17 protein-coding genes are annotated in these 16,602 nt (G+C 64.9%); 7 read left to right on the forward strand and 10 right to left on the reverse strand.

Translation table 11 applies throughout. The features are described 5' to 3' along the window. Nucleotides 1–46 precede the first annotated feature (46 nt). The 5 genes from OF829_RS02965 to OF829_RS02985 all read right to left on the reverse strand — a co-directional run bounded on the left by OF829_RS02965 (nt 47) and on the right by OF829_RS02985 (nt 6,861). Complete coding sequence (locus OF829_RS02965; RefSeq protein ID WP_264938454.1) at nt 47–436, reverse strand: DUF805 domain-containing protein; 390 nt, start codon at nt 434–436, stop codon at nt 47–49. Nucleotides 437–483: 47 nt separating this feature from the next. Continuing rightward, nucleotides 484–2,808, reverse strand: a complete 2,325-nt coding sequence (locus OF829_RS02970; RefSeq protein ID WP_264938455.1) for a glycoside hydrolase family 95 protein — start codon at nt 2,806–2,808, stop codon at nt 484–486. 96 nt (nt 2,809–2,904) lie between these two features. Continuing rightward, the gene (gene typA / locus OF829_RS02975) at nt 2,905–4,725 is read right to left on the reverse strand and encodes a translational GTPase TypA (protein ID WP_264938456.1); all 1,821 of its coding nucleotides are present in this window, start codon (nt 4,723–4,725) and stop codon (nt 2,905–2,907) included. A gap of 73 nt (nt 4,726–4,798) precedes the next feature. After that, nucleotides 4,799–5,293, reverse strand: coding sequence for a hypothetical protein (locus OF829_RS02980; RefSeq protein ID WP_264938457.1), 495 nt, complete (start codon nt 5,291–5,293; stop codon nt 4,799–4,801). Next, nucleotides 5,290–6,861, reverse strand: a complete 1,572-nt coding sequence (locus OF829_RS02985; RefSeq protein ID WP_264938458.1) for a hypothetical protein — start codon at nt 6,859–6,861, stop codon at nt 5,290–5,292. Before OF829_RS02985 ends, OF829_RS02980 begins: the two co-directional genes overlap by 4 nt. Before the next feature lie 122 nt (nt 6,862–6,983). Between OF829_RS02985 and OF829_RS02990 the strand changes: the two genes are divergently transcribed. Then, entirely contained in the window at nt 6,984–7,553 is a 570-nt protein-coding gene (locus OF829_RS02990; RefSeq protein ID WP_264938459.1) for an NADPH-dependent FMN reductase, read from the forward strand. Between the two features lie 265 nt (nt 7,554–7,818). Here OF829_RS02990 and OF829_RS02995 read toward each other — a convergent pair whose 3' ends face one another. Then, the gene (locus OF829_RS02995; RefSeq protein WP_264938460.1) at nt 7,819–8,541 is read right to left on the reverse strand and encodes an AraC family transcriptional regulator; all 723 of its coding nucleotides are present in this window, start codon (nt 8,539–8,541) and stop codon (nt 7,819–7,821) included. A 98-nt stretch (nt 8,542–8,639) separates the two neighbouring features. Between OF829_RS02995 and OF829_RS03000 the strand changes: the two genes are divergently transcribed. Further along, the gene (locus tag OF829_RS03000) at nt 8,640–9,026 is read left to right on the forward strand and encodes a VOC family protein (RefSeq protein ID WP_264938461.1); all 387 of its coding nucleotides are present in this window, start codon (nt 8,640–8,642) and stop codon (nt 9,024–9,026) included. 49 nt (nt 9,027–9,075) lie between these two features. After that, nucleotides 9,076–9,408, forward strand: a complete 333-nt coding sequence (locus OF829_RS03005; RefSeq protein WP_264938462.1) for a hypothetical protein — start codon at nt 9,076–9,078, stop codon at nt 9,406–9,408. 126 nt (nt 9,409–9,534) lie between these two features. On the opposite strand, the gene OF829_RS03010 is transcribed toward OF829_RS03005, so the two are convergent. From OF829_RS03010 to OF829_RS03020, 3 genes are read right to left on the reverse strand one after another with little or no spacing between them, the layout of a single operon-like run. Beyond that, nucleotides 9,535–10,755, reverse strand: a complete 1,221-nt coding sequence (locus tag OF829_RS03010; protein WP_264938463.1) for a glycoside hydrolase family 27 protein — start codon at nt 10,753–10,755, stop codon at nt 9,535–9,537. Between the two features lie 58 nt (nt 10,756–10,813). Further along, nucleotides 10,814–11,764 carry a hypothetical protein gene (locus OF829_RS03015; RefSeq protein WP_264938464.1) on the reverse strand — a complete coding sequence of 317 codons (951 nt, stop codon included), beginning with the start codon at nt 11,762–11,764 and terminating at the stop codon, nt 10,814–10,816. Then, nucleotides 11,731–12,687 carry a tetratricopeptide repeat protein gene (locus tag OF829_RS03020; RefSeq protein ID WP_264938465.1) on the reverse strand — a complete coding sequence of 319 codons (957 nt, stop codon included), beginning with the start codon at nt 12,685–12,687 and terminating at the stop codon, nt 11,731–11,733. The genes OF829_RS03015 and OF829_RS03020 overlap by 34 nt, the downstream gene beginning before the upstream one ends. 151 nt (nt 12,688–12,838) lie before the next feature. On the opposite strand from OF829_RS03020, the gene OF829_RS03025 reads away from it, so the two are divergent. Genes OF829_RS03025 through OF829_RS03040 form a run of 4 tightly spaced genes read left to right on the forward strand, consistent with a single transcriptional unit; the run spans nt 12,839 to nt 16,180 of the window. Beyond that, nucleotides 12,839–14,041, forward strand: a complete 1,203-nt coding sequence (locus tag OF829_RS03025; protein ID WP_264938466.1) for a toxic anion resistance protein — start codon at nt 12,839–12,841, stop codon at nt 14,039–14,041. A gap of 6 nt (nt 14,042–14,047) precedes the next feature. Then, on the forward strand, nt 14,048–14,761 hold the full coding sequence (locus OF829_RS03030) for an HAD family hydrolase (RefSeq protein WP_264938467.1): 714 nt from the start codon (nt 14,048–14,050) through the stop codon (nt 14,759–14,761). A gap of 31 nt (nt 14,762–14,792) precedes the next feature. Continuing rightward, a complete protein-coding gene (locus OF829_RS03035) occupies nt 14,793–15,200 on the forward strand; it encodes a DUF7674 family protein (RefSeq protein WP_264938468.1) in 408 nt (135 codons plus the stop codon). A 2-nt stretch (nt 15,201–15,202) separates the two neighbouring features. Beyond that, complete coding sequence (locus OF829_RS03040; protein ID WP_264938469.1) at nt 15,203–16,180, forward strand: hypothetical protein; 978 nt, start codon at nt 15,203–15,205, stop codon at nt 16,178–16,180. Here the strand turns inward: OF829_RS03040 and OF829_RS03045 are convergent. Beyond that, entirely contained in the window at nt 16,177–16,587 is a 411-nt protein-coding gene (locus tag OF829_RS03045; RefSeq protein ID WP_264938470.1) for a hypothetical protein, read from the reverse strand. The genes OF829_RS03040 and OF829_RS03045 overlap by 4 nt on opposite strands. Nucleotides 16,588–16,602: the final 15 nt, after the last annotated feature.

Below are 16,602 nucleotides of genomic sequence, written 5' to 3' on the forward strand. Positions count from 1 at the left end.
ACAGCCAAGCACGGGACTGAAGCGGAATTGCGGCAATCAGCCCCCGCTAGATCTTGCCGAAATAGTCCGAAGGCACCCCGGCCTCATCGCCATAGTTATTCTCGCCGCGCGTCCCCGGGATCAACGAGAGCAGGATAAGGAACAAGAAGTTGAGCCCCGGGATGAACGCGCCCAGCACCAGGATGCCGCCCGGCAGGTTGATGTCGTGCATCCGCCGCACCGTGATCGCCCAGATCGGCACCGCGAGCGCGAGCATTCCGACGAAGAATGCAATGATCGCCCAGTCCGGAGGCGGGTTCCCGAAGAACCGGTTCAGTGCGACATAGGCAGCGACGATCAATCCATAGATCGGATAGATAAAGCTGATATATTCGCGCCGCCCGGAGCGCCCGCCGAAATCGCTCCAGCGCCGGAAGCCAAGAATCGACCAGTTCATATCGCCTCCCCCCGCGACGCCATTGCCGCAATGCTAGGGATTGCCCGTCAGGAAGCAAGCGGCCAGCGCCACACCCCATTCGGGCCGAAGCTGCAGTGCTCCAAATGCGCGCCATAGGCGATCCGCCGCGTCACCGGCCCACTCGCCCGCAGTTCCGCCGCGACCAGCTTTCCCTCGGCCCAGCTCAAATCCGCCACAAGTCCCCCGCGCAGCCGCACGCCCTTCACGCTCCCCTTCGCCCAGGCCCTGGGCAAGGCGGGCAACAGCACCACGCCCTGCGGCTGATCGCGCACCAGCATCTCGACCACCCCCGCCGCGCCCCCAAGATTCCCGTCGATCTGGAACGGCGGATGCGCGTCGAACAGGTTCGGATAGGTGCGGTCCGGCCCCAGCAATTTGCGCAGCACGCTCCAGGCATGGTCCCCGTCGCCCAGCCGCGCCCAGAGATTGATCCGCCAGCCAATCCCCCAGCCGGTCGCATCGTCCCCGCGTATCTCGAGCGACCGCCGCGCCGCGGCGAAGCTCTTCGCCGTATCGGGCCTTATCTCGTGCCCGGGAAACAGCGCGTACAGGTGCGACACGTGCCGGTGGTGCAAATCGACCGCGTCCATGTCCCAATCGTCGAGCCATTCCTGCAGCTGCCCCTCGCGCCCGATCCGGTCCGCGGGGATCCGCGCCAGCGCCTTTTCGAACTCGCCCCGGAGCACCGCATCCTTCCCCAGCAGCGTCGAGGCCGCGATGATATTGCCGAACAGCTCGCGGATGATCTGCCGGTCCATCGCCGGCCCGGCGCAGTTGCTCGTGCCCGCATGATGGTCGTTCTCGGGCGACATCGAGGGACAGGTCACCAGCCCCGATCCATCGGGATGCTCGACCATCGCGTCGAGGAAGAAGACCCCCGCGTCGCGGATCAGCGGATAGATGCGCGCCAGCGTCTTTCTGTCGCGCCCATAGTCCCAGCGGTCCCACAAATGCTTGCACAGCCACGCGCCCCCGGTCGGCCACATGCCCCAGGCCGCCCCGTCGATCGGCGCGGTCGCGCGCCACAGATCGGTGTTATGGTGGCACACCCAGCCGCGCGCGCCATAATTCGCCCGCGCGGTCCGCGCTCCCGTCACCGCCAGATCCTCGACCATCGCGATCAGCGGCTCGACGCACTCGGCCAGCCCCAGCGGCTCGGCGGGCCAATAGTTCATCTCGGTATTGATATTGACCGTATATTTCGATCCCCAGGGCGGCCGGTTGTTCTCGTTCCACAGCCCCTGCAAATTCGCCGGCTGCCCCCCAGGCCGCGACGACGAGATCAGCAGATAGCGGCCATATTGGACATAGAGCGCGGCGAGATACGGATCGCCATTCCCGTCATGGCTGAAGCGGATCCGCTCATCGGTGGGACTGTCGGTCCCGGTATCGGGACCGAGATCGATCTCCAAGCCCGTGTAGAGCCGCCGGTAATCGTCCAGATGCCGTGCCTTCCGGTCGATGTCGGCACGGCCCGCCGCCGCGTCGAGATCGCGCTTCACCGCGGTCACCGGATCGCCGCTCACGTCCTTCCAGTTCACATGGGAGGTGCGGATCGCGATCAACAGGGTCGCCTTGCCACGGCCTGAAATCCGCAGCGCATCGCCCTCGCCGGCAACGGAGCCGCCCGGCGCCATGCCGCGCACCGCGGCGGCAAAGCTCAACGCGCCCGCGACGCCGTTCTGCGCCTCGTTCCTGCCGGTCAGCATCAGCGTGCCGCCTGCCGCATCCGCGCCGGGCCTGGCAAAGCGCAGCGTCGCGTCGAATGGCCCGCCATCCTCGGCCTCGATCTCGATCGCGATCACCTGATCGGGCGCGGAGGCATAGGTGGTGCGGCGATAGGCTCGTCCGTGGCTGGTCCAGACGACGACATGCTCGGCGCGCTCGAGATCGAGCCAGCGCCGATAGCCCGAGGGCGCCGCCTCCTGTCCCGCCATCTCGAGCACCAGCTCGCCGATCGTCGCGTACGACATTTGCCGGATCGGCACCGCCATCATCTCGGCCTGTACCAGCGCCTGCGCCTCGGCATATTTGCCCGCCCAGATCAGCTCGCGCACCCGCGGCAACGCTGCCAGCGCCTTCGGGCTGGAGGGGTCATACGGCCCCCCGCCCCAGAAGCTGTCCTCGTTGAGCTGGATCCGCTCGGCGCCGACGCCGCCATAGAGCATCGCCCCCAGCCGCCCATTGCCGATCGGCAGCGCCTCCACCCACCGCCGCGCCTCTGCGGCGTACCACAGCTTCCAGCGGCTATGGGGGACGGGCTCCCGCGCCGCACCCCGCGCGCCCATGGCCGGCAGCAATCCCGCCGCAAGCCCGGTCAGCAAGGCTCCGCGCCGATCGATCCCCATCATCCCCTCCATGCCGTTGCCCGGAAGGTTCGCGCATACGCCGCCGATTGGCAATTTGTTTTTACAGATGCGAGCTAAGTCACATATGTAAAATCCGGGTCAGGCCGCCACCTTCGCCCGCGACGCCTTCTTCCGCTCATGCGGATCGAGATACCGCTTGCGCAGCCGGATCGTCTTCGGCGTCACTTCGACCATCTCGTCATCGTCGATATAAGCGATCGCCTGTTCGAGCGTCATCTTCCAGGGCGGGGTCAGGCGGACCGCGTCGTCCTTGCCGCTCGCGCGGAAGTTGGTCAGCGCCTTGGACTTCATCGGGTTGACCTCGAGGTCCTCGGGCTTGGCATTCTCGCCGATGATCATGCCCTCATAGAGCACCTCGCCCACGCCCACCATCAGCACGCCGCGCTCCTCCAGGGGCCCGAGCGCATAGGCATTGGCCTCGCCCGATCCGTTCGAGATCAGCACGCCATTCTTGCGGCCCTCGATATTGCCCTTGTGGGGGCCATATTTCTCGAACAGCCGGTTCATGATGCCGGTGCCGCGGGTATCGGACAGGAATTCGCCATGATAGCCGATCAGCCCGCGCGACGGCGCGCTGAAAGTGATGCGCGTCTTGCCGCCGCCCGAGGGGCGCATGTCGGTCAGCTCGGCCTTGCGGATCGCCATCTTCTCGACGACCGTGCCCGAATATTCGTCGTCCACGTCGATCACGACCGTCTCATAGGGCTCGGTCCTGTTGCCCGCCTCGTCCTCGCGGAACAGCACGCGCGGGCGGCTGATCCCCAGCTCGAAGCCCTCGCGCCGCATCGTCTCGATCAGCACGCCGAGCTGAAGCTCGCCGCGCCCCGCGACTTCGTACGAATCGCGGTCGGCCGCCTCGGTCACCTTGATCGCGACATTGCTCTCCGCCTCGCGGAACAGCCGGTCGCGGATCATCCGCGACGTGACCTTGGTCCCTTCGCGCCCCGCCATCGGCGAATCGTTCACCGCGAACCGCATCGACAGCGTCGGCGGATCGATCGGCTGGGCGTGGAGCGGATCGGTGACGCTCGGATCGCAGATCGTGTTCGAAACCGTGGTGTGCGTCAGCCCCGCAAGGCTGATGATGTCCCCGGCCTGCGCCTCGTCGGTCGGCACGCGCTCGAGCCCGCGAAAGGTCATGATCTTCGACGCGCGGCCGGTCTCGACGACATTGCCGTCATTGTCGAGCGCATGGATCGCCTGGTTGGTCTTGATCGAGCCCGAAAAGACCAGCCCCGTCAGGATGCGGCCGAGGAAATTGTCGCGGTCGAGCAAAGTCACGAGGAACTTGAACGGCCCGTCCGGATCGGCCGAGGGCGCCGGCACATGGTCGACGATCTTCTGGAAGAGCGGCTTCAGCGTGCCTTCGCGGAGGGTATAATCCTCATTGGCATAGCCGTTGCGGCCCGAGGCATAGAGCACCGGGAAATCGAGCTGCTCGTCGCTCGCCTCGAGGCTCACGAACAGGTCGAACACCTCGTCGAGCACTTCCTGGATGCGCTCGTCGGGCCGGTCGACCTTGTTGACCACCACGATCGGCCTGAGCCCCAGCGCGAGCGCCTTGCCGGTCACGAACTTGGTCTGCGGCATCGCGCCTTCGGACGCATCGACCAGCAGGATCACCCCGTCGACCATCGACAGGATCCGCTCCACCTCGCCGCCAAAATCGGCGTGGCCCGGCGTATCGACGATATTGATCCGCGTGCCCTCCCACTCGACCGAGGTGCACTTCGCCAGGATCGTGATCCCGCGCTCCTTTTCGAGATCGTTCGAATCCATCGCGCGCTCTTCGACGCGCTGATTGTCGCGGAAGGTGCCGGATTGACGGAAAAGCTGGTCGACGAGCGTGGTCTTGCCGTGATCGACGTGGGCGATGATCGCCACGTTGCGAAGGTTCATGATCTATCCTGGATGCCGCATGAGTGCGGTTCGGGGGCGCGCATAGCGGAAATGGTGCGGTGCGGGAAGGCCTCTAGCGCACCAGATTACGGCGAAACGCCTCGAGCCTGTCCAGCAACGCGTCAAGCAATTGCTGCTCCTTCCTAGCTCGCCGACTCCGCACTGTCACAATAGCAGCTCCCGTAAGTGGGATCATAGCACCCATGACCTGCGCACTTGGAAAGCACAAAACCACCGCAACGCCCGCCGCCGCGGTCGCAAGATCGATCAGTTCAACCTCGGAACGAGTAGAAATAACTCTCTGCACAGTCAGCGCATAATGGAGCAATTCGTCCCGCACTCTTTGGTTTTCGCCCGTCGATAAGAGATTGATCTGAGGAACACACTCTAGATGCTGATTTAACTGATCATGGAATTTCGCCTTCAAGAGCTTCCGCTCTGACGGCATCGCAGGAAAATCTGATATCCATTGGCCCCATTCTCCATTCTTCACAGGAGGGTGCACCGCAAGATTGCCCTTTGGAATAAGGGGATTCGAAGAAGCGCCCAAGTTCGGCTCTTTTTTCATCTCCTCGCGTCATCGTCCAGCATCGCGGATAGACGAGATTTAGATCTAGCCGTATTTTTCCATGAAGACCACAGTTGAGCTACTATTAAAATAGTAGAAATTCCCGCACTGACCCCGATTAATACAGGATTTGTTACGATAATCCCAATAATTGCCCCAATAGCCGAGGCACCCAACGCCTCCGGCGCATATGAATTCAAAGCATTCACTATAACGCGCTCTAAATTAACCAAAATATCCGTAAGTTGCCTTGATCGGCGATTGTGGTGATCGGGAACATTCGGGGCTAACGACGCTGCATCAGCAATTGCCTCCCGCGCAGCAGGCGTCAATATTCCCATTTCATCGATAGATGATGCTATTTCCAGAGCCTCTTGGGGCGAGATCAGCACTCTGCGAGAATCGGGGCCTGCCATCGCTTCGTCACGCCTCGACAAAGACAAATCAAGTGCAACTAACTGATTATGGGCTGACACGACCGCCCTTAGAGCCAAAAGAGCAGTATAAGGAATTGGAGGCAGATCGCTATCTAAATCATTCTTAATTCGAGCAGAGAGCTCTTGGCGAAGAACCTCACCACGCTGAATTATCTGACTTGGACGCATGTCTTCAATGGAATAACCCAATGAGTCACCGTATCGTTCAAGTGCGTGTCGCGTTGCGGTCGCCGCATTGCCCCCACATTGATCTATGGCGTAACTAACAGATGCTAAAACTTCTCCATGTATTTCTCGAGCCTCTTCGTCTCGATTGAGGTCCACATTGCCAGCGGACGTATCAATATCTATTTTTCCCTCGGAATTAATAAGAAAGATTGTTGCGAGCGGATTCTGAGGTTCGAGATTAAAACTGCGGGATGCCGCCTCCTTGATCCAATGAGCTATATCCGCATTTACCTCGCTCGAATCGCGATTCCAGAATTCATCTTCTTGAATCGCAAGCTGGAGGCCTATTATTTCATCTTCAGTGGGATTAATAATGAAGCCGCTATCGGATCCGATGAGGCGGCGATCATACCAAATTCGCCACACCCACGCATTTGGATCGCGAGCGAGCATGGCTGAAGTCAAGCGGGCCCAGCTGTCAACTATTTGATTGGGTGCCGAAGCCTCCCACAAGGGAAGGCATAGGAGTGCTCCAGCCTCTCTACTACGTTCAAGTGTCGCAATATCAGCGTTAAGCGCTTCCCAAAGATCAATGGCGGGAACCGCATTCACAGCGTGTTCTGTGGCCGCGCTAGCGGACAATGTGACCTCAAAGCCCGCCGCACAACGCGCAGCGTCGCTCGCTGCTGCTGCTGCGTCGCCGGCTCTACCCGGCGCGACTTCAACTGAAGCCGCCCGTAATGTTGTCGACGTTTGCGCAAAGTCATATACGCGACGGCGGCATGCGACCCAAGATATGACCAACGCTCGAAATGCGGCTAAATGCAGACGCGAGTTGTCTTCATCGCCTACGATAGGAAGCACTCGCAGCGCCATACGGAGGGCAAGCGTTTGGGCCCATTCACGCGGTCGGCTTTCAAGCCAAGCTCTTAAGCTAGCTGACTGTACGATCGTGTCGGGCATTGTCAGACGACACGGTGAGCGAATAGAAAACTAACCACAAGCAAAAAAGAGTGTCGTTCGACCCGCGTCCAACGCTCCCTGAGTCTCGCGATCCATCATCAAGAGTTAGGGAGGTTTATTCTATGCTCCAAATCCCCATCATCCTGGGCTCCGTCCGCGAAGGCCGCACCGCGCTCCCCGTCGGCAACTGGGTCCTCGCCCAGGCGGAATCCCGCCCCGATCTCGCCCCCGAGATCATCGACCTCGCCGACTGGAACCTCCCTTTCTACCCCTTCTCGAAACCCCCGGCGGCCGGCAACTACACCGACCCCCTCCAGCTCAAATGGGCCGAAAAGATCGCCGCCGCGGACGGCTTCATCCTGATCTGCCCCGAATATAATCACGGGCCCCCCGCGGTCCTCAAGAACGCGCTCGACTTCGTCTATGCCGAGTGGAACCGCAAACCGTGCACCTTTGTCGGCTACGGCGGAAATGGCGGCGCGCGCTCGATCGAGCAGCTGCGGCTGGTGACGAGCGAGCTCCAGATGGCGCCGCTCGAGGCTTCGGTCCACATCATGGGGGTGTGGGGCAAGATCCACGACGGCATCTTCACCCCCGACGAGCGCGACGCCAAATGGCTCGCCCATCTGTTCGACGAGCTCGCCTGGTGGGGCCACGCCCTCAAGGCCGCGCGCGAGCGCCAAATCGCTTGAAATGTTGGATTTCGCCTGCTGAGGTCACCGCGCCGGAGCAATCCGGCCGCTCTTTGACACCGTCGAATCAGCCGTGGAGCCACAAAGCGCGAAGCGCCGCATTGGCCTAACCTTCCCCTAACCTTCCGCACCCGCCCGCACCGCCACCAGCATGCAGACCAGGCTTACCCTGGTGCCACCTTTCGGCGCGCGCGGTCCGCAAAAAACACGCGGACCAGTGTCAAGTTCGTGTCAACTTTCGCGTCCCGCGCTCCGCACACGAAACCTAATCCGCCGCGAAATAGCGCCCCGGCGTCTCCCCGAACTCCGCGCGGAACGCCGCGACGAACGCGCTCGGCGTCGCATAGCCCGCCGCCCCCGCCGCCGCCTTGACGCTCGCCCCCGCCGCCAGCCGCTCGATCGCCGCGAGCATGGCGCCGCGCCGCCGCCACCGGCCCAGGCTCATCCCCGTCTCGGCGAGGAAGCGCCGTTCGAGCGTGCGCGGGCTCACCCCCGCCTCCTTCGCCACCGCCGCCAGCCCGGTATCGCCCCCCGAAAAGACCTGGTCGACCGCGCGCCGCGTCGCCTCGGTCCGCGGCTCGGGCAGGCCGAAGGGCGGCACCGGCGAATGGCGGATCTCGTCGAGCAGCACCCAGGCGATCGAGGTCTCGACCGAATCGCGCCGGTCGAGCATCCCCAGCGCCACCACGCGCAGGATCAGCTCGCGCAGCAGCGGCGACACGGTGATCGCCGCGCAGCTTTCCGGCAGGCCGGGCGCCACCCCCGGCGCCACATAGACCGTCCGGAACTTCGCCGCCCCCGCCGCGCGGATGCGGTGCCGCACCCCGGCAGGCACCCACACCGCCCAGCTCGACGGCACCACCCAGGATCCGCCCCCGGTGCTCACCATCAGCACCCCTTGCGAGGCATGGATCAACTGGTGCCAGCCATGGGCATGCTCCTCGATCGTCTGGCCGGCCGCGAGGTCGCTGGCGGAGCTTCGCACCACCAGGAAAGGCTCATCGGCCGCGACTCGTCGTTTCTGCAACATATATTGTCCGGATAGCGCTATTGCGGCAGCGGTACGAGCGGGATTAGCTTGCCGCTATGCCAGCCAATCTCGCCTCCTTCGCGATCCATGTCGACGATATCGATCGCGCCCGCGCCTTTTACGAGGCCGTGTTCGGCTGGGAATTCGAGCCCTGGGGACCGCCCGGCTTCTACCTGATCCACACCGGCGACGAAAGCTCGCCGGGCATCCAGGGCCTGATGCACAAGCGCCAGGTCCCGCGCACGGGCACCGGCCTCAACGGGGTCGAGCCGAGCTTCGCGGTCGACGATGTCGATGCCATCGCCGCGCTCGTCACCGCGAACGGCGGCACGATCACCATGAGCAAGGCAGTGATCCCCACCGTCGGCGCGCTGATCCGCTTCCTCGATCCCGAGGGCAACGATATCGGCGCCATGGCCTACGAGACCCCGCCACACACTTGAGCCGCGCGCCCGTGTCTTATAGTGTTAAGACACAAACGGGAGTCGGACGATGCGCTGGACGGTGGTGGGGTTGGCGTTGCTGGTGGCGGGCTGCGGCGAGAAGGTCGACAGCGATATCTCGGCAATGCTCGAAACCGATTTCCAGAAGGGCACCGTGACGATGACATGCCGCGAATCGAGCACCGGCAGCTGTCACGCGCTGTTCGTGTTCAAGGACGATGTGAAGCGGCTCGAGGTGGCGAAGGGCAGCGCCGCGACCGCGACCGACATCGTCGATTTCACCCGCTACTGCCTCGACGTCTCGGCCCCCCAGAATGGCTGCAAGCTGGCCCCCCTGGTCGAGGGCCAGCAGATCGTCCGCCGACACAGCAGCCATAACTAGGCAGCCAACCCCAAGCCTCCCCGTTCGCCCTGAGCCTGTCGAAGGGCGCCCCGCCACGATCGGCTCGGCTTGTGGCTACGATCCCTTCGACAAGCTCAGGGCGAACGGTGAAGAGGATCTCCGCCGCTAGGGCGTCACCCGCAGCATCACCGTGCCGTGAGGCGCGACCGTCGCGGCATAGCGACCCTTGGCCTTGCCCATGTCGCGATGCGCCCACAGGTCGCGCACCTGGGCGGAAAGCGTCGCCGGATAGCCGATCTCGGGCCAGTTCACCGCGATCTCCGCGGGCGCGGCGCTGCGGTTGAACAGGATCACCGCCCGCCCTCCATCCGCCAGCGGCCGCGACCAGACCTCGAGATCGCCCTCGTCGCGCACCCGCCGTCCCTGGATCCCCAGCGCGTCCTGGTCGACCGCGATGACCTCCTTGTTGAGCAGGATCTCGCGCGTCGCCTCGCTCATGCCCGCAACGTCGTTCCCCGCCATCAGCGGCGCCGCCATCATCGCCCACAGGCTGAAATGGCTGCGATATTCGGCATCGCTCATGCCGCCATTGCCCACCTCGAGCATGTCGGGATCGTTCCAGTGCCCCGGGCCCGCATAGGGCCAGAGCGGCTCGTTCTGGTCGACGATGACGAGCATGTTGTTCGCCCAGCTATGCTGCTGGTCCTGCTTGTCGAAGCTGTCCCAGATATCGCCGGTGGTGCGCCACAGGTTGCCGATCCGGCTCGCCCATAGCCAAGGCTTGTTGTTGCCCCATTCGCAGATGCTCAGCACGATCGGGCGGCCCGTGGCCTTGAGCGCGTCGGACATCAGCGCATAGGCCTCCTCGGCATCGCGCGACCCCGTCGAGCACCAGTCATATTTGAGATAATCGACCCCCCAGCGCGCATAGGTCAACGCGTCCTGAAACTCGTGCCCCTGGCTTCCGGGACGCCCGCCACAGGTCTTCATCCCCGCGTCCGAATAGATGCCGAATTTGAGGCCCTTCGAATGGATATAGTCGGCCAGCGCCTTGATGCCGGAGGGGAATTTCTGCGGGTCGGCGGTGATGAACCCATTCTCGTCGCGGGGCCCGTGCCAGCAATCGTCGATCACGACATACTGATACCCCGCATCCTTCATGCCGCTCGAGACGATCGCGTCGGCGACCCCGCGCACCACCTTCTCGTCGATGTTGCACGCGAACTTGTTCCAGCTGTTCCACCCCATGGGCGGGGTCAGCGCGAGCCCGTTGGCCACGCGCTTCGGATCGCGCGAGGGGGCCAGACGGTTGGGGTCGTCCTGCGCATGCGCCACGGTCGGTATCGTCAGCAGCAGCGCCAGCAGCGCGCGAATCACCGCCCTCATGTCCCTCTCCTCCGGTTTCGCGCAGCTTGCCCCGCGACGGCGCCGATGCAAACCGCTTTCAGTCCTGAACGAGAAGCCGGGCGAGGCGATCGCGATTGTAGAGCGACTGCGGCTCGCCGCGGCGAAGCAGCGCGGCCAGCCGGGCGGGAAGCCGCCACACCGCGATCCGCTTGCCGATGCCGGCTGCCCCCGCATCGATCGCCAGCTGGAGATCGAGCAGCTGCCGGTCGGCCTCGCGCAGCCCCTTGCGCGCCGCTTCGAGGCCGGTGAGCGCATAGCGCTCGTCGATATCCCCCAACGCCGATCGCGCGCCCGCCAGCATCAGCCGCGCGCTGCCCCGGTCGCCGAGCCCCAGCGCATGCGCCGATGCAGCCACCGCCGCCTCGACATCGCCGAGCGCCTGTTCGAGCGTCACCGCCTCGGCGCCCTCGGCCGCGCACGGCCGGATCGCGCGCAGATAGGCGAGCAGCCCGCTCGTCGCCGCCGGACCGGGCTCGGCACCGTCGAATTCCTCGGTGACGAGCCCATGCACGAAGATCCCGAGCGCCGGGCTCCCGGGAGCGCGGCTGATCTTGCCGGGCAGCGCGAGATCGGGGATCGGGCGCGGATCGGCCACGCCATTGCCGCGATGCGAGCTCATCAGCGACGAGGTGACATCGGCGGTCCCGGGCGGGCCCGAAAGGCCGGGAAAGAAGAAGCCGGGATTGCCGCGCCCGTTGCGATGGCAGCTCGCGCAGCTCATCCCCGCCTTGGCCGCCTGTCCGCCGAGCAGTGCCGGGGTGCGGAACGCGGTTCGCCCGATCGCCACCAGGGCGCGGTCACCGGAGGATGCCAGGCATTCGCGCGGACGCGTCGAGAGCGCATCGAGCCGCGCCTCGGCGGTAAGCCAGCGCTCGGCGCGCAGCCTCGGACGATCCGCCCTCGCAAAAGCGGCGGCCGCCAACAGCAACAGGAAAGCGGCGCTCAGCGCACCCTTCAGCCTTGGGGTGAGTGGCCCAGCGCGATCCAACGGCGCAGCTCCTCCGCCTCGTAGCAGCCGAATGTGCAGCTCCGGTCGAGCAAGGCGAGATTGGCGCGCGCGCCCCTCAGGTCGCCCCGCTCGACCTTGAGCTCGCCATAATATTCGAGCGCGCCGCGATGCAGCGGATAGACCCGAAGCGCTGCGCGGTAATAGCCCTCGGCGACATCATAGCGCCCCAGCTTGCGGTTCGCGAAGCCGAGATAGGTGAGGATGTCCGGGTGCGGGCCGAAGCTCAGCCGCGCCGCCTCGAGCGACACGATCGCGTCGGCATAGCGATGCTCGTTGATCAGCGAGACCGCCTCCAGATAGTCGAGATCGCCGCGCGCGGCGTCGGGCAGCATCAGGCCGAGGCCCGGAGGCGCTGCGGTCGCCGGGGCGGCCGGCGCTGCCTCCGTGGCGGCGGGCGCGGCGATCGCGGCGTCGATGTCAGCGATCGCTGCCTTCAGCGCGTCGGCATCGGCGCAGCCCTCGCCACAGGCCGTAAGCTTGCCCTGCAACCAGTCGCGCTGCGCGGCCGCCCCCGCCGTGTCGCCCAGCTTCGCGCGGGTCAGTCCCAATTGGCGCCGCGCCGGGATCATGTTCGCGTTGTAGCGCACCGCCTTCTGGAAATAGCTCGAAGCCGCCTTGTCGTCGCCCGTGCCCGCCGCGGCGAGCCCGGCGAGAAAATTGGTGTTGGCATCGTTGGGCGCGACGGTCAGCACGTTGCGGAAGGCCTTGAGCGCGCCCTTGAAATCATTGTTCTGCAGCGCCGCGATGCCCTTGCGATATTCGGCCGCGGCATCGTAATTGCCCGCGCTCGCGCTCGGCGACATGCCCCCGCCTCCCCCACCGCCGCCGGTGTCCGAGGCAATGGCCGGCATGCCGATGAACAAAAGGGCGGCGAGCCCGGCGGAAAGATGCAGCTGGCGCATGGGAAGGCTCCTCTCGCGAGCGGTACGCGCGTGTTAGCATGCCGGGCGAGTCGCTCAAAGCGGCGATGCTCGACACGTGTATTATTCATATGATACACTTGAAGGTGGCGGCGATCCTCGTATCTAGGTCCCGCAGCGTGGAGACAGACAGATGGCGAGCCAGGTGGAAACGGTCGAACAGGAGCTGGTGCTCACCCCACCCGAACCCGTAGCCGTGGTGAAACCCGAAAAGGCGGCGGGCCTCGTGCCCGTCGAAGACGCCAAGAAGACCGAGCTGCAGAGCCGCGTCGAACAGTTCATCAGCGACCTCGTCGCCGAGGATGTCAACTCGCCCGAATTCGGCAAGCGCGTCGATGCGATCACGAACATGGGCCAGAAGGAGATCCGCGACGCCGCCGGCCAGTCGAACCGCTTCCTCGACAAGCCCGTGCGTTCGCTGGGGTCGGACACCGGCGTCGGCGCCGACCTGCTGGCGCTGCGCCGCACGGTCGAGGATCTCGATCCCTCGAAGAACGGCCGGCTGATCGGCGGCAAGAAGGGCATGTTCGAATGGCTGTTCGGCTCGGGCCTCAGCCAGTATTTCCAGAAATACCAGTCGTCGCAGACCCATATCAACTCGATCCTCAAGTCGCTCGGCAACGGCAAGGACGAGCTGCTGATGGACAATGCCGCGATCGATGTGGAGCGCGCCAATCTGTGGAACGCGATGGGCCGGCTCGAGCAGATGATCTATCTCTCGAAGGAGATGGACGCCCGGCTCGAGGACAAGGCGCTCGAGCTCGACGCGACCGACCCGGCCAAGGCCAAGGCGATCCGCGAGACCGCGCTCTTCTATGTCCGCCAGCGCACCCAGGATTTGCTCACCCAGATGGCGGTGACGGTGCAGGGCTATCTCGCGCTCGATCTGGTCAAGAAGAACAATGTCGAGCTGGTGAAGGGCGTCGACCGCGCCTCGACCACCACCGTCTCGGCGCTGCGCACCGCGGTCACGGTCGCGCAGGCGCTGACCAACCAGAAATTGGTGCTCGATCAGGTCACCGCGCTCAACACCACCACCGCGGGCCTGATCGATTCGACCGGCAAGCTCTTGAAGACCCAGTCGGCCGCAATCCACGAACAGGCCGCCAGCTCGACGATTCCCGTCGAGACGCTCCAGCGCGCCTTCCAGAATATCTACGATACGATGGACGCGATCGACACCTTCAAGCTCAAGGCGCTCGACAGCATGAAGACCACGATCACGACGCTGTCGGGCGAGGTCGAGAAGTCGAAGGGCTATATCGCCCGCGCCGAGGGCGCCGCGCAGAACCAGCTCGGCGGCCCATCCGAAAGTTACAAGCTGGAGGCGCTGTAAGCCGCCATGCCCAGTGATGTCGACCGGCTGAGCGAACGCGCCAACGAGCTCATCGCCCGCTCACGCGCACAGCGTCCGGAGACCGCCGCCGACAAGCGCAACCGCCGCCAGCGCGAGGTCGAGATCGGCACGCGCATCGGCCGCATCGCCGCGGCGGACGGGCTGATCATCGTGGGCGCGATCATCGCGGGGCTGATGACGCCCGCCGGGATCGGCGTGTTCGGCGCGTTCGTCGTCATGATCCTGCTCGCGGTCGCGACGCTCACCTTCGCGATCTTCCCGCTGTCGAGCCCACCCAGTCTCGAAACGCTTTCCGAAACACCGCTCAAGGCCCTCCCGCGCACCACCGAGCGCTGGCTCGAAGCCCAGCGCCCCGCCCTCCCCGCGCCGATGAACAGCCTGATCGATTCGATCGGGGTGAAGCTCGAAACCCTCGCCCCCCAGCTCGCCGCGCTCGACGAACGCGAGCCCGCCGCCGCCGAGGTCCGCAAGCTGATCGGCGAGCAGCTCCCCGAACTGGTCAAGGGCTATCAGCGCGTCCCCGAGCCGCTCCGCACTGTCGAGCGCCACGGCCTCACCCCCGATCAGCAGCTCGCCCAGGGCCTCCAGCTGATCGACGACGAGATCGCCGAGATGACCGAGCAATTGGCGCAGGGCGACCTGGACAGCCTCGCCACCCGCGGCCGCTACCTCCAGATCCGCTACAAGGACGAGGATTGAGGTGGCGGGAGCGCCCATCGCACGCGGGCGCATGTTCGAGCCTGTGCTGGAAGCCGATCCCGGCTTTGCGCCGGCCTATGCTGCGTTCCTGGAGGAATATCGCGACGAACCCGACCTCCCCGAATATCTCGCGCTGTCGGATTTCGCACGGCACCTGTTCGCCCGGGTTGAAACGGGCGACACTGCTGGCTTCGACGCGATCTTCGACGTTGTCGAGCGCTGGCACATCGATGGGGATGATTATGTGCGCGAGGCGGCGTCGATCGGGCTGCTCGAAGATCTGCAGAATGGAAACCTGCACCGGACCACGCGCCCTGAAGACTTCATCCCCTGGCTGAGGCCGCACTCCAGAAAATGGTGGAATTTCGTCAATCGCTACTGGGCCGAGGGGGCATGGCCTCCCGAAGCACTGATGGCCATGCACCCGCAACGAGACTAGGCGTGTATGGCTCCACCATCCTGGCGCTCGCCGCCACGCTCCTCGCCGCCACGCCCGCCGCCGCCACCCCCCCGGCCGCCACCCCCGCCGCCGCCGCGCCGCTCCGGAACTTCCTGTACATGGGGCAGGACGATCTCGACGTCTCGCTCAAGCTCCTCGACCGGCCGGATATCCAGGGCGTGCAGGTGCTCTACATCTGGAAGAATCTGGAGCCGCAGAAGGGCGTCTACGACTTCTCGATGATCGAGCACGACCTCGCGCTGGCCCAAAAGCGCGGCAAGCAATTCTGGCTCCAGATTCAGGACCGCTCCTTCCGCCCCGAAGCGCGCTGGTTCCCCAAATATCTGCTCGAAGGCCCCGAATATGGCGGCGGGATCGCGCGCCAATATGACGATCGCGGCGGGACCCAGGTCGCGGCGGGCTGGGTGGTGCGGCAATGGGACCCGCAAGTCCGCGCCCGCTACCAGGCGCTGATCGCGGCGCTCGCGAAGCAGTTCGACGGCCGCATCCTCGGCTTCAACACCGAGGAGAGCGCCGCCGATGTCGGCAAGGACCCGCCGGAGGGCTATAGCTGCGACGCCTATTTCGAGGGGTCGAAGGAAAACATCCTGTTCGCGCGGGGCGCATTCAAGCGCAGCCACGTCGTCCAATATGTCAATTTCTGGCCGTGCGGCTGGGCCAATGCCAATGGCTATATGAGCCGCTTCTTCGAATTCGCCGCCGCCAACCGGATCGGCGTCGGCGGACCCGACATCGTGCCCAACTGGCGCCCGCAAATGCGCAACTCCTATCCCTTCATCCACGATTACCGCGACAAGGTGCCCGTGGTCGCGATGGCGATCCAGGAACCGACGCTCGACTATATCAACCCCGTCACTCAGAAGCCCTTCACCAAGGACGAGTTCATCGCCTTCGCGACCGACTATCTCGGGGTGGACGTGATCTTCTGGGCGCGCAGCTCACCTTGGCTGGCGAACTAACCCCACTCCCGCCCAAACCCCTTGCGGCAAATCTCCCCCACGAAGCGCCGCGTCGTCCCCGGGCCCGTCGCGGCGACCGGAAACCGTCCCAGCACCGCGCGGGTCCGCAGGTCGACGATCTCGATCCGCCCGCGCAGCAATTCGGATCCATGGTTGCGGTCGACATGCAGCCGCAGCTGCACCGGCCGCGTCCCCCCGCCCGCGCAATTCTGCATGCCGAGCTCGAGCGCGTCCCCGAACCCCTGCGGAAAGGCCGGCCGCACCACCGACCATTTCCCCGTCGCCACCACCCGCTCGACCTTGAGTTCGCCCTGGAGCGTGGGCGGCATCGCCAGCTCCGGTCCTTCGCGCACCGCCGCGCTGCACCCGCCCAACACCAACGCCATTCCGGCGACCATCATCCGCATACGCCCAACTCCCCG

The organism is Sphingomonas caeni, from assembly GCF_026013415.1.
Classification (GTDB): Bacteria; Pseudomonadota; Alphaproteobacteria; order Sphingomonadales; family Sphingomonadaceae; genus Sphingomonas; species Sphingomonas caeni.

Bases quoted from the DNA above. Each gene is read 5' to 3' on its own strand.
- OF829_RS02965 (WP_264938454.1), bottom strand. From the start codon at position 436: ATGAACTGGTCGATTCTTGGCTTCCGGCGCTGGAGCGATTTCGGCGGG.
- OF829_RS02970 (WP_264938455.1), bottom strand. From the start codon at position 2,808: ATGATGGGGATCGATCGGCGCGGAGCCTTGCTGACCGGGCTTGCGGCG.
- typA (WP_264938456.1), bottom strand. From the start codon at position 4,725: ATGAACCTTCGCAACGTGGCGATCATCGCCCACGTCGATCACGGCAAG.
- OF829_RS02980 (WP_264938457.1), bottom strand. From the start codon at position 5,293: ATGAAAAAAGAGCCGAACTTGGGCGCTTCTTCGAATCCCCTTATTCCA.
- OF829_RS02985 (WP_264938458.1), bottom strand. From the start codon at position 6,861: ATGCCCGACACGATCGTACAGTCAGCTAGCTTAAGAGCTTGGCTTGAA.
- OF829_RS02990 (WP_264938459.1), top strand. From the start codon at position 6,984: ATGCTCCAAATCCCCATCATCCTGGGCTCCGTCCGCGAAGGCCGCACC.
- OF829_RS03000 (WP_264938461.1), top strand. From the start codon at position 8,640: ATGCCAGCCAATCTCGCCTCCTTCGCGATCCATGTCGACGATATCGAT.
- OF829_RS03005 (WP_264938462.1), top strand. From the start codon at position 9,076: ATGCGCTGGACGGTGGTGGGGTTGGCGTTGCTGGTGGCGGGCTGCGGC.
- OF829_RS03010 (WP_264938463.1), bottom strand. From the start codon at position 10,755: ATGAGGGCGGTGATTCGCGCGCTGCTGGCGCTGCTGCTGACGATACCG.
- OF829_RS03020 (WP_264938465.1), bottom strand. From the start codon at position 12,687: ATGCGCCAGCTGCATCTTTCCGCCGGGCTCGCCGCCCTTTTGTTCATC.
- OF829_RS03025 (WP_264938466.1), top strand. From the start codon at position 12,839: ATGGCGAGCCAGGTGGAAACGGTCGAACAGGAGCTGGTGCTCACCCCA.
- OF829_RS03030 (WP_264938467.1), top strand. From the start codon at position 14,048: ATGCCCAGTGATGTCGACCGGCTGAGCGAACGCGCCAACGAGCTCATC.
- OF829_RS03035 (WP_264938468.1), top strand. From the start codon at position 14,793: ATGTTCGAGCCTGTGCTGGAAGCCGATCCCGGCTTTGCGCCGGCCTAT.
- OF829_RS03045 (WP_264938470.1), bottom strand. From the start codon at position 16,587: ATGCGGATGATGGTCGCCGGAATGGCGTTGGTGTTGGGCGGGTGCAGC.